The sequence below is a fragment of the Frigoribacterium faeni genome, assembly GCF_011761235.1.
GTDB lineage: Bacteria > Actinomycetota > Actinomycetes > Actinomycetales > Microbacteriaceae > Frigoribacterium > Frigoribacterium faeni_A.
This window is the reverse complement of record NZ_JAAOYW010000002.1, coordinates 858,781-876,532: the sequence shown is the minus strand read 5'-3', so window position 1 is coordinate 876,532 and position 17,752 is coordinate 858,781. Positions and strand designations below refer to the sequence as shown.

Sequence of the window (17,752 nt, the reverse complement as noted above, 5' to 3'; positions counted from 1 at the left end):
GGACGGGGTGCAGGCCTACGCCCGAGGGATGATTGTCAGCGGTTCGTGACGCCCGGGGACGAGAGAGGCCACGACCGTGGGGACGGTCGTAGCCTCTCTCGAGCTCTCAGGCTGTCGGCTCGCTAGCCGCGGCCCGTGCCTCCCTCGTTCCCGTCGCCCGGGGGGACCGACGGGTCGGGGGTCTCCGTCGCCACGGGCTCCGTGACGGTGACCGTGACGCCGGCGGAGGGCGCCGAGCTGAGCTGGCCGCAGACCGCGACGTACTGCACGGTCAGGTTGCCGGGGGTGGCCGACTTCACGGCGACGCTCGTCACGTTGGTGCCGAGTTGGCCGGCCGTCTGGCCGGCCGTGTCGGTGCCGCCGGTGATCGAGTACGTGTACCCGGTCAGCGTGTAGCCCACGGGGCAGTTGCCGTAGGCCTGCCACGAGATGTTGACCGTCTGCTGGCCGTCGCCCAGCACGCTGGTGGCGGAGGCGGTCGGCCCGGTCGGCTGCGGGGGCGTCGGCGCCGCACGGTAGATGTACATCGTGATGGACGCCCCGATGGGCACGTTGCCGCTGCGGTCGAGCCCGGCGACCGTGCCGACGGCCGCCTGGTCGGCGGGGGGCGTGGACGCGTCGACGGCGGTCACGTCGAGTCCGAGCTCGACGAGCTGCGCTCGGGCCTCGTCCTCGGTGAGCCCCAGGTAGGCGTTCTCGTCGATGGCGACCGTCGTCGGGGTCGGCTCGGGCTCCGGGCTCGTGCTCGACGGCGACGGAGGCGGCGGGGTCGCCGACGTCGTCGTGGGCACGGGCGTCGGGTCGTCCGCGGTGACGGCGAACGCGATCAGCGCGGCGGCGCCCACGAGCACGAGCACGCCGAGGACGATGAGGGGCCAGAACCACGGGCTGCGCGGCTTCTTCTCGTCGTCCTCGTCGTCGAGGCGCTGGGCGTCCGGGTCGGCGGCGCCGGGGATCCAGGCGGCGCCCGCCGCGGGCTGCTGGGCGGTGCCGGCGGGGTCGTAGACCTGCGTGCGGTCGTCCTGTGCGGAGAAGACCTGCGTGGCGGCGTCGCCGGCCCCAGCCGCGCCGATCATCGGCACGGCCACGGTCGCGGCCGCGACGTCGCCGCGGCGGAGGGCCCGGGCCGCCTGGGCGAGCGCCGAGGCGCTGGCCGGACGGTCGGCGGGCTTCTTCGCGATGCACGAGAGCACGAGGCGTCGCACGGGCTCCGAGACCGTCGAGGGGAGGTCCGGCGGCTGCTCGTTGATCTGCGCCATCGCGATCGCGACCTGCGACTCGCCCGTGAACGGACGGCGGCCCGCGAGGGCCTCGTAGGCGACGATGCCGAGCGAGTAGATGTCCGTGCTCGGCGACGCCGGGTGCCCGCTCGCCTGCTCGGGCGAGAGGTACTGCACGGTGCCCATGACCTGGCCGGTCGCGGTGAGCGGGACCTGGTCGGCGATGCGCGCGATGCCGAAGTCGGTGATCTTGACGCGGCCGTCGGGCGTGACGAGCAGGTTGCCCGGCTTGATGTCGCGGTGCACGAGGCCGGCCGCGTGCGCGGCCTGGAGGGCCGACGCGGTCTGGGCGACGATGTCGAGCACCTTGTCGGTGGGCAGGACCCGGTCGCGCTCGAGCACGGTCGACATGGCCTCGCCGGGGACGAGCTCCATCACCAGGTAGGCGCTGCCCTCTTCTTCGCCGTAGTCGAAGACGTTCGCGATGCCCTCGTGGTTGACGAGGGCGGCGTGCCGCGCCTCGGCGCGGAAGCGCTCGAGGAACCCGGGGTCGCCCAGGTACTCGTCCTTGAGGATCTTGATGGCGACCGTGCGGCCGATGACGAGATCGGTGGCTTCCCAGACCTCGCCCATGCCGCCGATGGCGACACGGGTCGACAACTGGTATCGCCCACCGAAGGTGATTCCGCCGGAAGGTCTCATTTGTTCAGCACCGCCTCTAGTACTTTCTTCGCGATTGGTGACGCGACACTGTTCCCGAACGCGGACTGCCCGAGCCCGCCGCCGTTCTCGACCACGACCGAGACGGCCACCTCGGGGTCCGCAGCCGGCGCGAAGCCGGTGAACCACAGGGTGTACGGATCGCCCGTGCCGTTCTCGGCCGTCCCCGTCTTGCCCGCGACGTCGACACCAGCGATTCTCGCACCGCTCGCGGCGCCGTCCGCGACGTCCTGGACCATCATGTCGGTCATCGTCTGGGCCGTCGCCGTGCTCACGGGCTTCCCGTACTCGCTGGGGGAGAAGTCCTCCACAGGGCTGAGGTCGGGGTTGAGCACGCTGTCGACCAGGGTCGGGTCCATGAGGGTGCCGCCGTTGGCGATGGCCGACGAGACCATGGCCATCTGCAGCGGCGTCACGCGGTCCGAGCCCTGGCCGAACGACTGCAGCATGAGCGTCGCGTCGTCGATCGGCTCGCCGTCCGACTCGGTGGGGAACCGGCTCGGCGTCACGGCCTGGGGGATCTCGATCGAGTCGTCGCCGAACCCGAAGGCCTCGGCCTGCTCGGACAGGGCGTCGGCGCCGAGGGCCTGGCCGAGCTGGGCCATGGGGATGTTGCACGACAGGCGCAGGGCGGTCGCGATGGTGGCCGTCTCGCCGCCGCCGCAGCTGCCGCCCTCGGCGTTGTTGATGCTGAACGTCGAGCCGGGCAGCTGCAGGGTCGCGGGGTTCGGGAACGCGCTGTCGGGCGTGTAGTCGCCGCTCTCGAGCGCCGCGGCCACGGTGACGAGCTTGAAGGTCGAGCCCGGGGCATAGAGGTCGCCCTGGATGGCGCGGTTCTGCAGGGGGTCGCCCGGGTCGGCGACGAGGGCGTCGTAGGAGCTCTTGACCGCGGCCGGGTCGTGCGAGGCCAGCGGGTTCGGGTCGTAGCTCTCCTTCGAGACCATCGCGAGGATGCGGCCCGTGGCCGGGTCCATCGCGACGACCGAGCCGGTGTTGTCGCCGAGGGCGTCCCAGGCGGCCTGCTGCACGGCGGGGTCGAGGGTGAGGTTCACCGTCGCGCCCTCCGGGTCCTGCCCCGTCAGCAGCGAGTTGATCTGGTCGAAGAACTGCGAGTTCGCGTTGCCGGTGAGGTACTCGTTCATGGCGTCCTCGACGCCCCGCGAGCCCTGGCCGAGCGTGTAGTAGCCCGTCACCGGGGCGTAGAGGTCGGGCTGCGGGTACGTGCGCTGGAACTCGTAGACGTCGTCGACCGGGACCGACTGGGCGACGGGCTGGCCGCCGACGAGGATCGGGCCGCGCTGGGCCGAGTAGCTGGCGAGCAGCGAACGGTAGTTCCGGCCGTCGGCCCGCAGCGAGTCGGCCTGGATCGTCGTGATGTACGAGCTCGAGACGAAGAGCGCCACGAACATGGCGAGCACGACGAGGCTCACGCGTTTCAGTTCTTTGTTCATCAGCCGATCACCAGCCTCGGTTGGTCGCGGACGGAGTCGGACAGCCGCAGCAGGAGCGCCACGATGATCCAGTTCGCCACGAGGGAGGAGCCGCCCGCGGCCATGAAGGGAGCCGTCAGGCCCGTCAGCGGGATCACGCGCGTGACGCCGCCCATCACGACGAAGACCTGGAGGGCGATGACGAACGAGACGCCGACGCCGAGCATGCGCCCGAAGTCGTCCTGTCCGACGAAGCCGATGCGGAACCCGCGCGAGACGAGCAGCAGGTAGAGCGCCAGGATGGCGAAGATGCCGGCCAGGCCGAGTTCTTCGCCGAGCGAGGCGAAGATGTAGTCGCTCTCGGCGAGCGGCGTCGTCTGCGGACGCCCCTGGCCGAGGCCGGTGCCCACGAGCCCGCCGTTCGCGAACCCGAACAGGCCCGTCACGAGCTGGTACGAGCCGCCGTCGGCGCTGTACTCGGTCGGGTCGAACGGGTTCAGCCAGGCGCGGAAGCGGCCCTGGACGTAGCCGAGGAACGTGCTGGCCACGATGGCACCGCCGAGGAACAGCGTGAGGCCGAGCACGATCCAGCTGCCGCGCCCCGTGCCGATGTAGATCATCACGAGGAACAGGCCGAAGTAGAGCAGCGAGGTGCCGAGGTCGCGCTGGAAGATCAGCACGCCCATCGCCACGACCCACACGACGAGGATCGGCCCGAGGTCGCGGGCCCGCGGGAACCGCATGCCCAGGATCTTCGGGCCCATCAGCGACAGGTTGTCGCGGGCGGTGACGAGGTACCCGGCGAAGAAGATCGCCAGCGTGATCTTGGCGATCTCGCCCGGCTGGAACGAGAACGGGCCGATGTCGATCCAGACGCGGGCGTTGAGGCCGTCGCGGCCGAGCCCGGGGATCAACGGCAGCAGCAGCAGCGCGATCGACACGAACATGGCGATGTAGCGGTACCGCGACAGCACCCGGTAGTTGCGGATGACGATCAGCGCCGCCAGCGCGATCGTCATGGCCATGACGGTCCACGCGATCTGCTTGACGCCGAAGGCCGCCCACCCGTCGCGCCCGTAGGCGAGGTCGATGCGGTAGATCATCGAGATGCCGATGCCGTTCAGCGTCAGGGCGATCGGCAGCAGGAACGGGTCGGCCTCGCGGGCGACGACGCGCAGCACGAGGTGGAAGATCAGCCCGAGGCCCAGCACGGCCGAGCCGGCGACGAGCACCGACGCGTCGATCTCGCCCGTCGCGCCGAGCTGCACGAGCACGATCGCGCCGGCGCAGATGCCCGCCGCGATGAACAGCATGAGCAGCTCGAGGTTGCGCAGCCGAGCCGGCTGGCGCAGGCGCAGCGTGATCGCCTGCGTCAGGTTCTGGGGCGAGTCCGAGGAGGCGCGCGGCGGTCTGCGGGACCCGCCCGCGCCTCCTGCGGGCCGGCCGATCAGCTCGGTCGAGGCCTCGTCGGAGGACCGCTGGTCATCGATCGACGGCATCGGCCAGCCTCTCGACGATGGCCCGGGCGTCGCTGAGCGAGTCGGCGTTGATCGTGTCCTCGACGGTCTGCTGCGTGTAGTTCGGCAGGTCGTCCACGCGCACGTCGGTCACCTCGTGCACCTCGCTGAGCGAGATCGGCCCGAGGGTCTGCTGCACGCCCTTGTAGATGACGACGGTGCCGCTGCGCTCGCCGACGTAGTAGTGGTCCTGCGTCCACTGGTAGGCGAGGAACAGGCCGGTGACGAGGGCCGCGACGGCGACCACGACGGCCACCAGCCACGTCACCCGACGGCGACGACGACGACGACGATCCTCGGCGATGAGCTCGGCGAGGTACTCGTCGGACTCGGGCTCGAAGTGGCTGTCCTCCGGCGTCGAGGCGACCTTGAGCGGGTGCAGCAGGATCGTCGGCAGACGGAGCGACTTGCGGCCCGCCTCGCCCTCGAAGGTGAGCGGCGCGGAGGCCGAGCCGACGGTCACCGCGGGCTCGACGCCGCTGTCGCCGCTGTCGTCGACGTCGACCACCACCACCGTCACGTTGTCGGGGGCGCCGTGGTCGAGCGTCTCCTTGACCAGCCGCTGGGTCGTCTGCTCGGCGTCGAGCCCGGCCGCGAGGGCCTTCACGATGCGGTCCTCGGCGAGGTAGCTGCTGAGGCCGTCCGAGCAGATCAGCCACCGGTCGCCCGGCTGCGTGCCGATGATCGCCGTGTCGATCTCGGGGGCCGCGTCGACGTCGCCCAGGACGCGCATCAGGACGCTCCTGCGGGGGTGGACCGCCGCCTCCTCGGGGGTGATCCGGCCGCTGTCGACGAGACGCTGCACGAACGTGTGGTCGGCCGTGATCTGGCTCAGCTCGCCGTCGCGCCAGAGGTAGATGCGGGAGTCGCCGATGTGGGCGATCGTCATGCTGTCGCCGACCCGCAGCATGGCGCTGACGGTCGTGCCCATGCCCGTGAGCTCCTGGTGCTCGAAGACCGTCTCGGCGAGCAGCTGGTTCGCCGCGATCAGCGACGACTGCAGGGCGAACTCGGCGTCGCCGGGCGACGTGTAGTGCTTGTCGGTCTCGCGGATGCGACGGATCGCGATCGCCGAGGCGACGTCGCCGCCGGCGTGCCCGCCCATGCCGTCCGCGACGACGAACAGCTGCTGACCGGCATAGCCGCTGTCCTGGTTGTTGGACCGGATCTTGCCCACGTTGGACAGGGCGGCACTCTTGGGCGTCGTCATGGGCGGCTACCGACGCAGCTCGAAGCTCGTCTGCCCGATCGTCACCGTGGCGCCCGACGGCACCGGGGTGGGGACCGTGACGCGCTCGCCGTCGAGGAAGGTCCCGTTCGTGGAGTCGAGGTCCTGCACGACCCAGCGTCCGTTCCAGAGCATCAGTCGGGCGTGGTGCGTCGAGGTGTAGTCGTCCCGGATGACCAGGGCGCTGTCCTGGGACCGGCCGATGGTCAGCGGACCGCCGCCCAGGGGCATCTCGAGGCCGGCCTTGGCGCCCTTCGTGATGACGAGGCGGGTCGCCGCCCCGTCGGAGGCGGGCGCCGCCGGGGGGCGCTGCTGCTGCGCGGGAGCCGCCGCGGGGGCGGGCCGGGGCGCAGGAGGCGCGGCGGCCGACGCCGAGGACTGCCCCGGCTGCTGGTCGGCCGGCATCTTGCGCGGCCGCTGCCCGAACAGGTCGGACCGCAGCGCGAACACGACGGCGAAGACGAAGAGCCACAGCACGGCCAGGAAGCCGAACCGGAGGGCGAAGAGCGTCAGCTCACTGGTCACCAGGATCCCCCTCGGACGTCGGGCCCGTCGAAGGGGTCGGGCGTCGCGGACTGGGGGAGCACGCGGAACACGATACGCGTACGACCGATCTCGATGACCGAGTCGGGCTGCAGGGGGGCCTTCGACAGGGGCTGGCCGTTCAGCTTCGAGCCGTTCGTCGAGCCGAGGTCACGGGCCTGGGCACGCTGGCCGTCCCACAGGATCTCGACGTGCTTGCGGCTCGTCCCCGTGTCCTGCACGGTGATGTCGGCGTCGCTGCCCCGGCCGATGACCGTGCGCTGACCGGTGATGGCGTGACGGGTGCCGTCGACGTCGACGAACGGGCGCCACTTCACGTCGCCCTGCACGTTGCGGGAGTCGACCGCCAGGATGCCGACGCTGAGCGAGTCGTCCTCGCGGAGGCGCACCCGGAGCGGCCCGGCGAACTGGTAGCCCTGGGCCGTCGCGTGGCGCTGCGTCAGCTGGGTCAGCTCGTCGATCAGCGCCGGGCCCACCGCGGCCATCGCCTCGTGGTCGACGGGCGACAGCCGGACGAGCAGCTCGTTCGGCACGAGGATGCGGTCGCGAGAGACCACGGCGGCCTTCGTGTCGAGCTCGCGGCGCAGCGCGCTCGTGATCTCGAGAGGCTGCACGCTCGAACGGAACGTCTTGGCGAAGGCGCCGTTCACGGCGCGCTCCAGCCCGCGTTCGAAGTTGTCGAGCAGTCCCATGGGTCTCCAGGTTCGGGGGTCGCTGGTCGCCCGATCTTAGCCGGACGGCGTGGACGGCCCCCGTCCGTGCTCGGACGAGGCGCTCGGACATGATAATGTTCTCGAGTTCGCGCGAGTGGCGGAATTGGCAGACGCGCTGGCTTCAGGTGCCAGTGCTCGAAAGGGCGTGGGGGTTCAAGTCCCCCCTCGCGCACGCGAACGAAAGGCCCTCCTATCGGAGGGCCTTTTTCGTTCGCGGTGTTCTTCTGTCGCGCCGCCGCCCCTGCGGCGCGACGGGGCGAGAGGCCCTCCTGTCGGAGGGCCTTCTTCGTTCGCGGTGTTCTTTTGTCGCGCCGCCGCTCCTGCGGCGACGTTCAGTGCAAAGCCGCTTGGCACGTCGTTGCGACATGCAAAGAAAACGCGGATTTCTTTACACGTCCCCTAGGCTCGGGACGTGACCGACTGGAGTGCCGACAGGCCGTTCAACGAACTCCCCCTTCTGCCGCCCCGGCACGAGCTCGAGACCCGGCCTGTGCTGAAGGCCACGATCGCGGCCCGGGCTGCCCTGGCAGCGCTCGAACAAGCCGCGCGGAACATCCCCAACCCCACCGTGCTCATCAACAGCATCCCGATCCTGGAGGCACAGGCGAGCTCGGAGATCGAGAACATCGTCACGACGACGGACGAGCTCTTCAAGTACGCCCACGACGACGCAGGAGCGGCCGATCCGGCTACCCGTGAGGCACTGCGCTACCGCACGGCACTGAACACCGGTTTCGAGCTCGTCCGGACGAGGCCCGTCGGCGTTCGGATCGCGCACGATGTCTGCTCCCTGATCAAGCTGCGCGACATGCCCCTCCGGGATGAACCGGGAACTTTCATCGGCAACCCCGTCACGCACGAGGCGGTCTATACGCCGCCCGTGGGCAGAGCGGTGATAGAGGAGAAGCTGAGGAACTGGGAGCAGTACCTCAACGACGACTCCGACGTGGACCCGCTCGTACGGATGGCTGTCTCGCACTACCAATTCGAGGCGATCCACCCGTTCGCCGACGGGAACGGGAGGACAGGCAGGGTGCTGAACGTTCTCGTCCTGGTCGACGCGGGGTTGCTCAGCCAGCCGATCCTCTACCTCTCCCGTTACGTCATCCAGAACAAGTCGAGCTACTACTCGCTCCTCCAGGGCGTGACGAGCGACGGCGACTGGGAGGCCTGGATCCTGTTCATGCTCGAGGGCATCAGGGCCACTGCGGTGTCGACCCTCTCCAAGATCGATGCGATCCGCGAACTGCAGGCGGAGTTCCACGCGGACCTGCGAACGGCCTTCAAGCCCGGCGTCAACGCGGACTTCCTGGCCGTGCTCTTCGAACAGCCCTACTCGCGCATCGGCGACGTGATGCGCCGGTGTGACGTCTCGCGCCCCACGGCGACGAGCTGGTTGAAGACCCTCGTCGAGGCTGGCGTCCTCACGGACGTCAAGACGGGCCGCGAACGGCTCTTCGTCAACAGCCGGTTCCTGCGGCTCCTGGCTCGAGACGAGGAAGGCGCGGCTCCGGAGACCGCCCCTTCCCTGTTCTGATGAGCGAGACGGAGCGGCTGCGGCGGCAGATGACCTGGCAGGCGATCGCCGCGCCCGTCGTGGTGGTGCTCGCCTTCGTCGTCGGGCTCGTCTGGTCCGGGAACGAGGGCCGCACGGCGCCGATCCTCATCTCGCTGATCGGCGGGGTCGCCGTGACGAGCGTCCTGTTCGACGTCTGGCACCGGACGTCCGCCCACGCCCTCTGGCGCGGACCCGTCCAGGCCGCTGTCACCGTCGGCGTCGCCGCCGGCACGGCCGGGATCGCCGGCCCCCTCGGCGTGCCCGCCCTGGCGCTCGTCCTCACCGCCGCGGCCACGGTGGGCGGCACCGCGCTCGCCGTCCTCGCCACGAGCCCGCGGACCGCCCTCGCCCTCCTCATGGGCCGGCCCGCGCCCGGCGGCGCCCCGGTCAGCCCGACGATCGACGTCCCGGCACGCGGCCCGGTGTCCGGCCCGGTCCTCGACGCCGGACCGCCGCCTCCTCGGCCTGGACCCGCCGCGACGCCCGACCGCGGTCACGGCCCCGTCGACTGAGCGTCGGCGTCGCCGTCCTCAGCGCAGCGGCTCGATGAGGCGCGGGCCCGTGTTCCGCACCGACCCGACGTCGCGCGTCACCTCGTGGTGGACCAGGTCGTGGGCGACCTCGAAGGAGGTGCGGTCGAGCAGCGAGAGCAGCTCGCCGGCGTCGAGGTGGTCGCCCAGCCAGTCGTCGTAGGCGTCCGGCGTGAGGCACGACGGCATGCGGTCGTGGACCTCGCCGGGCGCGACGTGTGCGTCACGGGTGATGATCGACATCGACAGCACCCAGCGCGAGGGGTCGTCGTCCTCCTTGGCTGGGTCGGGCCAGGCGCTCATCACGCCCGCCATCGCGAGCCCGGCGTCGGGCTGGTGGACGAAGTGCGGCTGCTTGCCCGTCTCGGTCACGACCCACTCGTAGTAGCCGAGGGCCGGCACGATGCACCGCGCCTGGGCGAAGGGGCGTCGGAACATGCCGCTCGTCGCGACCGTCTCGACGCGGGCGTTGATCGGCTGCGGCCGCTTCTTGAGGTCGGGGTACCACGGTGGCGTCAGCCCCCATCGGGCCTGGGCCAGCTCGCGCTCGCCGTGGCGGACGCGCACCACGGGCACCACCATGGTCGGGGCGACGTTGAAGTCGTCGGGCAGTTCGCCGAGCCCTCCGAGCAGCTCGGGCAGCAGGTCGGAGGTCGCCGTGGCGATGACGTAGCGGCCGCACATGGGGGCCAGTCTGCTCTCGCGGGTGCGTCGGTGCATGCTCTCGCCCCGGGTGCCCGCTCAGCTGAGGGAGCGGGTCCCGTCGTCTGTGTGGGGGCTGTTCCGTTTCACGACGCATGGGCGGGGGCGGGGGCAGCGGGTCCCGTTGTGTGTGGGGGCTGTTCCGTTTCGTGACGGATCAGCTGGAGGTGGGTTCCGTCGTCTGTGTGGGGCTGTTCCGTTTCGTGACGGATCGGCTGGGCGGGGCAGGCGGCGGGTCCCGTTGTGTGTGGGGCTGTTCCGTTTCGTGACGGAGCAGCCGGAGGCGGGTCGGCCGTGTGTGGGGGCTGTTCCGTTTCGTGACGGAGCAGCTGGGGGCGGGTTCCGCCATGTGTGTGTGGGCTGTTCCGTTTTGTGACGGATCAGCTGGAGAGCGGGCGGGTTCGGACGTGTCGGACCTGTTCCGTCACGTGACGGAACAGCGGGAGAGCGGGACCCCGCCCCCGCGTCGGCACCTGCACCCGCGACGGCCCCGTGCCGGCACCGGCGGAAGCCCCTCGCGCCGAGGGGCGCCGCGGTGGTTCACTGTGCTCACGCGCAGCGGCGCCGCCGCCGCCCGGTGTGGGAGAGGTGGTCGCCATGGCCCGGTCAGGAGACGTCGGACGCCCCGAGGAGGAGCTGCACGGCTGGGTCGTCGTGGGCGTCGTCCCCGCCACCGCCGAGCCCGTCGTCGCCCGGGCCGCGGAGTTCGCCCGCCGCTTCGGCACCGGCCTCGCCTGCGTGGCCGTCGAGCCCGACCGGATGGCCTTCGCCGAGAGCATCGACGGGACGGTGCTGTCGTACCCGATCGACCCCGACAGCTGGGCCGACGAGGTCGTCTTCGAGCCCGACCTGCGCGAGCGGCTGCTGGTCGTGCTCGCCGACCACGACGTCCCGACCGCGTTCGTCGCGCTCACGGGCGACCCCGCGACAGGTCTCGCGACGTTCGCCGAGACCGTCGACGCTCCCATGATCGTGGTCGGCAGCCGGGAGGCGGGCCTGCGCGGCAGCCTGCGGGAGTTCTTCGCCGGCAGCGTCGCCCTGCACCTCAGCCACCGTCAGAAGCGACCGGTGGTCGTCGTGCCGCTCGCACCCGTGCCGCGCTCGCAGGTGCTGCCGTGGGAGGACGAGCTGTAGGGGGCCTCCTCGGGCTCGTCGCCCCTCCCGGCCCGCCGTCGTCGGCCGCGCCCGCCGTCGACCGCCCTGCCCTCGTCGGCCGCGCCCGCGCTCAGTCGTGCGTCGTGCGCTCGTGCTCGGCGTGGTCGGCCGGCTCGAGCTGGAACGTCGCGTGCTCGACCTCGAAGTGCGACGCCAGGCAGCGGTCGAGGGCGTCGAGGGTCTCGTCGACCTTCATGTCGCAGAAGACGTCGCGCTCGACGACGACGTGCGCCGAGAAGACGGTCGCGCCGCTGGTGATCTGCCACGCGTGCACGTCGTGGGCGGAGACCACGCCCGCCGTGTCGGTGATGTGCGCCCGCACCGCGGCGAGGTCGATGTCGCCCGGAGCCGAGCCGAAGAGCACGCGCACGGCCTCGCGCAGCAGCGACCAGGCCCGCGGCACGATCATGGCCGCGATGATCAGCGAGCCGACCGAGTCGGCCTGGGCGAAGCCGGTGGTCAGCACGACGACCGAGGCGACGACGACCGCCGCCGAGCCGAGCAGGTCGCCGAGCACCTCGAGGTAAGCGCCGCGCATGTTGATCGAGTGGGAGGCGCCGCCGCGCAGCACGAGCAGCGCCGCGACGTTCGTCGCCCCGCCCACGAGGCCGACGACGAGCATCGGCACGCCCAGCACCTCGTGGTGCTCGGGGTCGAGCAGGCGGCTCACGGCGGCGACGGCCACCGACAGCGAGACGGCGACGAGCACGAGCCCGTTGATCAGCGCCGCGAAGACCTCGGCGCGGCGGTAGCCGTAGGTCTGGCGGCCGCTCGCCGGCCGCGCGGCCACGATCGTCGCCAGCAGGGCGATGACCAGCCCGGCCAGGTCGGACGCCATGTGGCCGGAGTCTGCGAGCAGGGCGAGCGAGCCCGAGAGGGCGGCGCCCACGAGCTGGGCGACGAGGCCGAGCGCGACGACGCCGATGGCGAGCCGCAGCCGACGGCCGTCGGCGGCCATGTGGCCGTGCGCGTGGTCGTGGCCCATCGCTCGCTCCTCGCCTCGCCCCGGTCGGCCCGCCGGGTGCAGGCCGTCGTCGACCCTACCGGCGGCGACCGACGCTCGACAGGTCCGGCGACCAGTCGATGACGAGGATCGTTCCCGACTGCGCGGCCGCACCCCGCGGGGGAACAGAGGAGGCGCCGCGGTCGTTGGCTGCCTCATGACCGACACCAGCGCCTCCTCCGCTCCCCGCCCCTCCTCGACCGGTGCCGGCGAGGGGGCGACCGGGCCGTCGGGCCGCCGTCGGCTGATCGGCGTCACGGGCGCGACCGGCGCCGTGGGCGGGCGGGTCGCCGCGGCGCTCGCCGAGGCCGGAGCGGCCCAGCGCCTCGTCGTGCGCGACGCGTCGCGGGCCCCCGAGCTGGCCGGCGCCGAGGTCGCCGTCGCGAGCTACGGCGACCACGAGGCCACCGTCGCCGCGCTGCGGGGCGTCGACGTGCTGTTCATGGTGTCCGGCGCCGAGGCGCCCGACCGCCGCGCCCAGCACCTCGACGTCGTCGCCTCGGCCGCCGAGGCCGGCGTCGGCCACGTCGTCTACACGTCGTTCCAGGGCGCGGCCCCCGACGCCGTCTTCACGCTCGCCCGCGACCACTGGGCCACCGAGGAGGCGCTGCGTGCGTCGGGCATGCAGGTCACGATCCTGCGCGACTCGTTCTACCTCGACGTGCTGCCCGAGTTCGCGGACGCGCAGGGCGTGCTGCGCGGGCCGGCGGGGTCGGGACGCGTCGCCGCCGTGGCCCGGGCCGACGTCGCGGACGCCGCCGTGGCGGTGCTGCTCGACCCCGAGGCGCACGCCGGGGCCGTGCACGAGCTCACGGGCTCGGAGGCGGTGACCCTCGACGAGGCGGCCGCGCGCCTGGCCGCGGCGCTCGGGCGGCCGTTCTCGTTCGTCGACGAGACCCTCGACGAGGCGTACGCGTCGCGGCAGCGCTGGCAGCCGGAGCCCTGGCAGGCCGACGCGTGGGTCAGCACCTACACGTCGATCGCGTCGGGCGAGGTGTCGGCGGTGTCGACCGCGGTGCGCGACCTGACCGGGCACGACCCGCTCACGATCGAGACGCTCTTCGGACCGCGCGGGGCCTGAGGGCCGGGCGGGGCGCGCGGGCCGCGCGGGGCCTGCGGTCCGCGCCGGGCCTGCGGTCCGCGCCGGGCCTACGGGCCGTGCTGCCGCGCTGTCCTGCCCGGTCGGCGGGTTCGCGTAGCTCCCGGCGGGTGGGCGCCCGCCCGCCACGGGCTACGGGAACCCGCCCGCTCAGCGCACGGACCCGCCGCGGGCTACGGGAACCCGCCGGCTCAGCGCACGGACCCGCCGCCGGCGACGGGGACCCGCCGGCTCAGCGCACGCGGCGCGACGACAGCACGCCGCTGACGCCGAGCACGAGCACCGACACGAAGATGCCGACCATCGGCAGCTCCCACCCGCCCGAGGCGTCGTGCAGCCCGCCGATGGCGAGCGGCCCGAGCGAGGCGATGGCGTACCCGCCGCCCTGCACGAGGGCCGAGAGGCGCCGGGCGTCGTCGCCGTTGGTGGCCATCCGCACGATGACGATGAAGATGATCGTGATGCCGCCGCCCTGGGCCGCGCCGCCGAAGATCGACCAGAGCAGCCAGTGCTCCGGGGCGAAGAACAGGCCGAGCGGCATGGCCGTCCAGAGCACGCCGATCAGCGCGATCACCGCCGACGGCCGCCAGCGCAGCGCGAGCAGCGGGACGCCGAGGGCGCCCACGACGGCCATGACCTGGAACACCGACGAGCTCGCCCCCGCGGCTCCGCGGCTGAGGCCCACCTCGTCGCCGAGCAGGGTCGGCATCCAGGCCGTCAGGCCGTAGTAGGCGAAGGCCTGGCCCGCGAAGGCGAGCGTGAGGCCCCAGGTGGTCCAGCGGCGCAGCAGCGGCCGACGCCGCGCCTCCGCGTCCGCCTCGTGGGCGGCGGTCCCGACCACGTCGATGCCGCCGGTCATCACGTCCACCGAGGAGGCGCCTCCTGCGTCGACCGCGGCGGTCTCGGCACGAGCCCCCACGCCGAGCGCGACCCGCGGCCCGACGGCGACGGCCCAGACCACGGCGGCGAGCACGGCGAGCAGGCCCCAGCCGAGCAGGGCCACCGGCCAGCCCACGACCGCGGCGATCGGCGCCGTCGCGAGCGACGTGATCATCGAGCCGACGTTGAGCGCCGACGTGTAGATGCCGGTGACGAAGCCGGCTCGGTCGGGCGTGTAGTCGCGGCGGATGATCACGGGCAGCACGACGTTGCCGACGGTGATGGCGACGCCGATGACGATCGTGCCGACGTAGAGCCACGACGACGTGCCCAGGGCGCGCAGCACCGTGCCGAGCAGCACGCCGGCCAGGCCGATCGTGACCGCGCGCTCGGCACCGACCTTGACGATGAGGCTCGAGGCCAGCGGGCTGGCGAGGGCGAAGCAGAGCACGGGGATGCTCGTGAGCAGCCCGGCGACCACGGCGCTGAGCCCGAGGTCGCTGCTCATCTGGCCGAGCACCGGCGCCGTGGCGACGATGGGCCCGCGCAGGTTCAGCGCGATGAGGACGATCGCGAGGGTCAGCAGCCAGGCCGCGGGGGAGCGGACCGCCGCCGAGCCGGCCCGCCTCACGCCGCGCCGCGCAGGGGCGCCGACACGAGCTCGACCCCGAGCAGGTCGGCCACCTCGCGCACGTCGGAGGCGACGGCGACGGCTCCGACGTGCTCGGCCGGCTCGCCGTAGCCCCACGTCACGAGGATGGTCGGCACGTCGTGCTCGGCCGCGCCCTCGACGTCGTGGTGGCGGTCGCCGATCAGCACCGGCCGCGAGACGTCCGCGCCGCGCTCGCGGAGGCGGCGCAGGGCCTCGGCGACGACGTCGGCCTTCGTGTTGCGCACCTCGTCGTCGGAGGCGCCCGTGATCACGTCCAGGTACCGCACGAGGTCGTGCGCCTCGAGGATCTTCGTCGCCGGCGTCTCGGGCTTGGACGTCGCCGTCGAGGTCGGCAGCCCGGCCGCGTGCACGCTCGCCAGGAGGTCGCGCACGCCCGGGAAGATCTCGCCCTCGAGCGCGCCGTTCGCCAGGTAGTGGGCGCGGTAGGTGCGCATCGCCTCGACGAGGCGGTCGCCGGTCAGGCCGAGGCGGACCTCGAAGCTCTGCGGCAGGGGCGGGCCGACCCAGCCCATGAGCTCGGCGTGCTCGGGCACGGGGAGCCCGAGGGAGGCGATGGTGTGCGCGAGGCTGGCCGTGATCGCCGGTGCGGAGTCGGCGATCGTGCCGTCGAGGTCGAACAGGACGGCCGTGTAGGTGGGAGTCATCGGCTCCAGCTTAGGGACGCCGCGGGCCGTCGGGACGACGGTGCGGCGTCCGGCCGCCGGGCGTCAGAACAGCCGCGAGTGCGAGTCGTCGAGGCCGCGCATCGCGTCGTAGTCGAGCAGCAGGGTTCGGATGCCGCGGTCGTGCGCGAGCGTGCGGGCCTGGGGCTTGATCTCCTGCGCCGCGAAGACGCCCGTGACGGGAGCCAGGTGCGGGTCGCGGTTCATCAGCTCGAGGTAGCGGGTCAGCTGCTCGACGCCGTCGATGTCGCCCCGGCGCTTGAGCTCGACGGCCACCGCCGCGCCCGAGGCGTCGCGGGCGAGGATGTCGACCGGCCCGATCGCGGTCATGTACTCGCGTCGGACGAGCACGTGGCCCTCGCCGAGCAGGTCGATCTGCTCGGCGAGCAGCTTCTGCAGGTCGGCCTCGACGCCGTCCTTGGTGAGCCCGGGGTCGACGCCCATCTCGTGCAACGAGTCGTGCAGCACCTCGTGGATCGACACGACGAGGATGTCGGCGGTCTTCGCCTGCGTGACCTTCCAGAGCTCGACGACCCCCGCCTCCTGCTGGTCGGCGTCGGGCTCGAGGACGCTCAGCGTGCACGGCGGGCTCATCCAGTTCAGCGGCTTGTAGCTGCCGCCGTCGGAGTGGACGAGCAGGCTGCCGTCGCTCTTGACCATGAGCAGGCGGGTGGCGAGGGGGAGGTGGGCGCTGAGCCGGCCGGCGTAGTCGACCGAGCAGCGGGCAATGACGAGACGCACCCGACGATCCTACGGGCCGGGTGGGGTCGGGCCGGGCCGGGGCCAGCCGGGCTGGGTAGGGCTGGGCCGGGTGGGGTGGGGTCGGCGGGCGGCCGTGCCGGGCCCCGGGGGCGTCGAGGTCGGTCGGATAGGCTGCGGCACCATGAGCCGGGCAGAGGGCGACGTCGCCGCGAGGCCGACCCTCGCCGCGGTCGCGCGGGCCGCCGGGGTCAGCGCGAGCACCGCCTCCTTGGCCTTCAGCGGCGCCGGCCCCGTCTCGGACGAGACGCGCAGCCGGGTGCTGGCCGTCGCCGCCGAGCTCGGCTACGGCGGGCCGGACCCCCGGGCGCGCTCGCTGCGCCGCGGCCGCTCGGGCATCGTCGGCGCCGTGCTCGAGGACACCCTGCGCAATGCGTTCCGCGACCCGATCAACGTCGCCCTGCTCGACGGCATCGCCGACGTCACCGGCCCGGCCGACAACAGCCTGCTGCTGCTCACCGAGACCGAGGGCGAGCACACCCGACTGCTCGACGCGCCCGTCGACGCGCTCGTGCTCTTCGGCTGCAGCACCCGCCTCGACGAGTCGGTGTCGACCGTGCGCCGTCGGGGCATCCCGCTCGTCTCGATCGAGGCCCCGCCCATGGAGGGCGTGCTCGACATCGGCGAGGACAACGTGGGCGCGTCCCGGCTGCTGGCCCAGCACCTCCACGATCTCGGCCACCGACGGGTCGCCGTCGTCGCGCTCGAGCTCGGGCCGGGCCGCGAGACGGGCGAGATCACCGACGCCCGCGTCGCCGCGGGCACCACCTGGCCCGCCCTCGAGCGGCTGCGCGGCACGCGCCTCGTCTACCCGGACGCCGGCGGCCTCGTGACCCTCGGCAGCTGGACGAGCGAGGGGCACCGCGCCGGGCTGCAGCTGCTCGACGTGCCCGAGGCCGAGCGGCCGACCGCGATCGTCGCCCAGAGCGACCTGCTCGCGTCGGGCGTCATCGCCGCGGCCGCCGAGCTCGGGCTGAGCGTGCCCGGCGACCTCAGCGTCGTCGGCTACGACGGCGTGCGGCTCGACGACCCGCGCGCGGCCGACCTCACGACGGTGGTGCAGCCCGCCGTCGAGAAGGGCCGCGCGGCGGGGCGCGCCGTGCTGGCGCTGCTCGCGGGCGAGGCCGCCACGGGGTCGACCTTCACGAGCGTGTTCCGGCCGGGTTCGACGACGGGGCCGCCCCGCGCCTGACGCGGGTGCACTCGTGCCTTCGTGCACGCGCGCGCTCGCTCTCTGCGTGCCCCACGCTGCCGCGAGAGCATCGATCTGCCCCGAACGGCTGCTCGCGGGGGCGCCGACCGGCCATCTCGGGCAGATCGTCACCCCGCCACGGGCGCGCGACCCCGCCCGCGCGGGCGAC

16 protein-coding genes and 1 tRNA gene are annotated in these 17,752 nt (G+C 72.8%); 6 read left to right on the top strand and 11 right to left on the bottom strand.

From position 1 onward, the window contains the following. Positions 1-122: 122 nt before the first annotated feature. From FHR78_RS10600 to FHR78_RS10575, 6 genes are all read right to left on the bottom strand, one after another. Complete coding sequence (locus tag FHR78_RS10600; RefSeq protein ID WP_166760440.1) at positions 123-1,922, bottom strand: serine/threonine-protein kinase; 1,800 nt, start codon at positions 1,920-1,922, stop codon at positions 123-125. After that, entirely contained in the window at positions 1,919-3,391 is a 1,473-nt protein-coding gene (locus FHR78_RS10595; protein WP_166760439.1) for a peptidoglycan D,D-transpeptidase FtsI family protein, read from the bottom strand. Before FHR78_RS10595 ends, FHR78_RS10600 begins: the two co-directional genes overlap by 4 nt. Next, complete coding sequence (locus tag FHR78_RS10590) at positions 3,391-4,683, bottom strand: FtsW/RodA/SpoVE family cell cycle protein (RefSeq protein ID WP_243862504.1); 1,293 nt, start codon at positions 4,681-4,683, stop codon at positions 3,391-3,393. The genes FHR78_RS10595 and FHR78_RS10590 overlap by 1 nt, the downstream gene beginning before the upstream one ends. A gap of 169 nt (positions 4,684-4,852) precedes the next feature. Continuing rightward, entirely contained in the window at positions 4,853-6,097 is a 1,245-nt protein-coding gene (locus tag FHR78_RS10585) for a PP2C family protein-serine/threonine phosphatase (RefSeq protein ID WP_166760437.1), read from the bottom strand. 6 nt (positions 6,098-6,103) lie between these two features. Further along, positions 6,104-6,640, bottom strand: coding sequence for an FHA domain-containing protein FhaB/FipA (locus FHR78_RS10580; protein ID WP_432207149.1), 537 nt, complete (start codon positions 6,638-6,640; stop codon positions 6,104-6,106). Next, positions 6,637-7,350, bottom strand: a complete 714-nt coding sequence (locus FHR78_RS10575) for an FhaA domain-containing protein (protein ID WP_166760436.1) — start codon at positions 7,348-7,350, stop codon at positions 6,637-6,639. Before FHR78_RS10575 ends, FHR78_RS10580 begins: the two co-directional genes overlap by 4 nt. A gap of 109 nt (positions 7,351-7,459) precedes the next feature. Between FHR78_RS10575 and FHR78_RS10570 the strand changes: the two genes are divergently transcribed. The 3 genes from FHR78_RS10570 (at position 7,460) to FHR78_RS10560 (ending at position 9,441) form a co-directional block, all read left to right on the top strand. Next, positions 7,460-7,543, top strand: a tRNA-Leu gene (locus tag FHR78_RS10570). A gap of 240 nt (positions 7,544-7,783) precedes the next feature. Beyond that, positions 7,784-8,908, top strand: coding sequence for a Fic family protein (locus FHR78_RS10565; protein ID WP_347878147.1), 1,125 nt, complete (start codon positions 7,784-7,786; stop codon positions 8,906-8,908). Further along, a complete protein-coding gene (locus FHR78_RS10560) occupies positions 8,908-9,441 on the top strand; it encodes a hypothetical protein (protein WP_166760435.1) in 534 nt (177 codons plus the stop codon). Before FHR78_RS10565 ends, FHR78_RS10560 begins: the two co-directional genes overlap by 1 nt. 18 nt (positions 9,442-9,459) lie before the next feature. On the opposite strand, the gene FHR78_RS10555 is transcribed toward FHR78_RS10560, so the two are convergent. Next, positions 9,460-10,179, bottom strand: a complete 720-nt coding sequence (locus FHR78_RS10555) for an SOS response-associated peptidase (RefSeq protein ID WP_243862280.1) — start codon at positions 10,177-10,179, stop codon at positions 9,460-9,462. Between the two features lie 579 nt (positions 10,180-10,758). Between FHR78_RS10555 and FHR78_RS10550 the strand changes: the two genes are divergently transcribed. Further along, the gene (locus FHR78_RS10550) at positions 10,759-11,295 is read left to right on the top strand and encodes a universal stress protein (RefSeq protein ID WP_166760434.1); all 537 of its coding nucleotides are present in this window, start codon (positions 10,759-10,761) and stop codon (positions 11,293-11,295) included. Positions 11,296-11,386: 91 nt separating this feature from the next. Here FHR78_RS10550 and FHR78_RS10545 read toward each other — a convergent pair whose 3' ends face one another. Then, positions 11,387-12,301 carry a cation diffusion facilitator family transporter gene (locus tag FHR78_RS10545; RefSeq protein ID WP_166760433.1) on the bottom strand — a complete coding sequence of 305 codons (915 nt, stop codon included), beginning with the start codon at positions 12,299-12,301 and terminating at the stop codon, positions 11,387-11,389. Positions 12,302-12,476: 175 nt separating this feature from the next. Between FHR78_RS10545 and FHR78_RS10540 the strand changes: the two genes are divergently transcribed. Next, positions 12,477-13,400: an NAD(P)H-binding protein gene (locus FHR78_RS10540; RefSeq protein WP_166760432.1), complete on the top strand. Its 924-nt coding sequence runs from the start codon at positions 12,477-12,479 to the stop codon at positions 13,398-13,400. A 250-nt stretch (positions 13,401-13,650) separates the two neighbouring features. On the opposite strand, the gene FHR78_RS10535 is transcribed toward FHR78_RS10540, so the two are convergent. The 3 genes from FHR78_RS10535 to nucS all read right to left on the bottom strand — a co-directional run bounded on the left by FHR78_RS10535 (position 13,651) and on the right by nucS (position 16,373). Beyond that, positions 13,651-14,928: an MFS transporter gene (locus FHR78_RS10535; RefSeq protein WP_166760431.1), complete on the bottom strand. Its 1,278-nt coding sequence runs from the start codon at positions 14,926-14,928 to the stop codon at positions 13,651-13,653. After that, positions 14,925-15,614: an HAD hydrolase-like protein gene (locus FHR78_RS10530; protein WP_166760430.1), complete on the bottom strand. Its 690-nt coding sequence runs from the start codon at positions 15,612-15,614 to the stop codon at positions 14,925-14,927. Before FHR78_RS10530 ends, FHR78_RS10535 begins: the two co-directional genes overlap by 4 nt. A 63-nt stretch (positions 15,615-15,677) precedes the next feature. Then, on the bottom strand, positions 15,678-16,373 hold the full coding sequence (gene nucS / locus FHR78_RS10525) for an endonuclease NucS (protein WP_166760429.1): 696 nt from the start codon (positions 16,371-16,373) through the stop codon (positions 15,678-15,680). Between the two features lie 142 nt (positions 16,374-16,515). Here nucS and FHR78_RS10520 point away from each other — a divergent pair, with 142 nt between their 5' ends. Beyond that, positions 16,516-17,583 (top strand): LacI family DNA-binding transcriptional regulator, encoded by a 1,068-nt coding sequence (locus FHR78_RS10520; RefSeq protein WP_166760428.1) that lies wholly within the window; start codon positions 16,516-16,518, stop codon positions 17,581-17,583. Positions 17,584-17,752 lie beyond the last annotated feature (169 nt).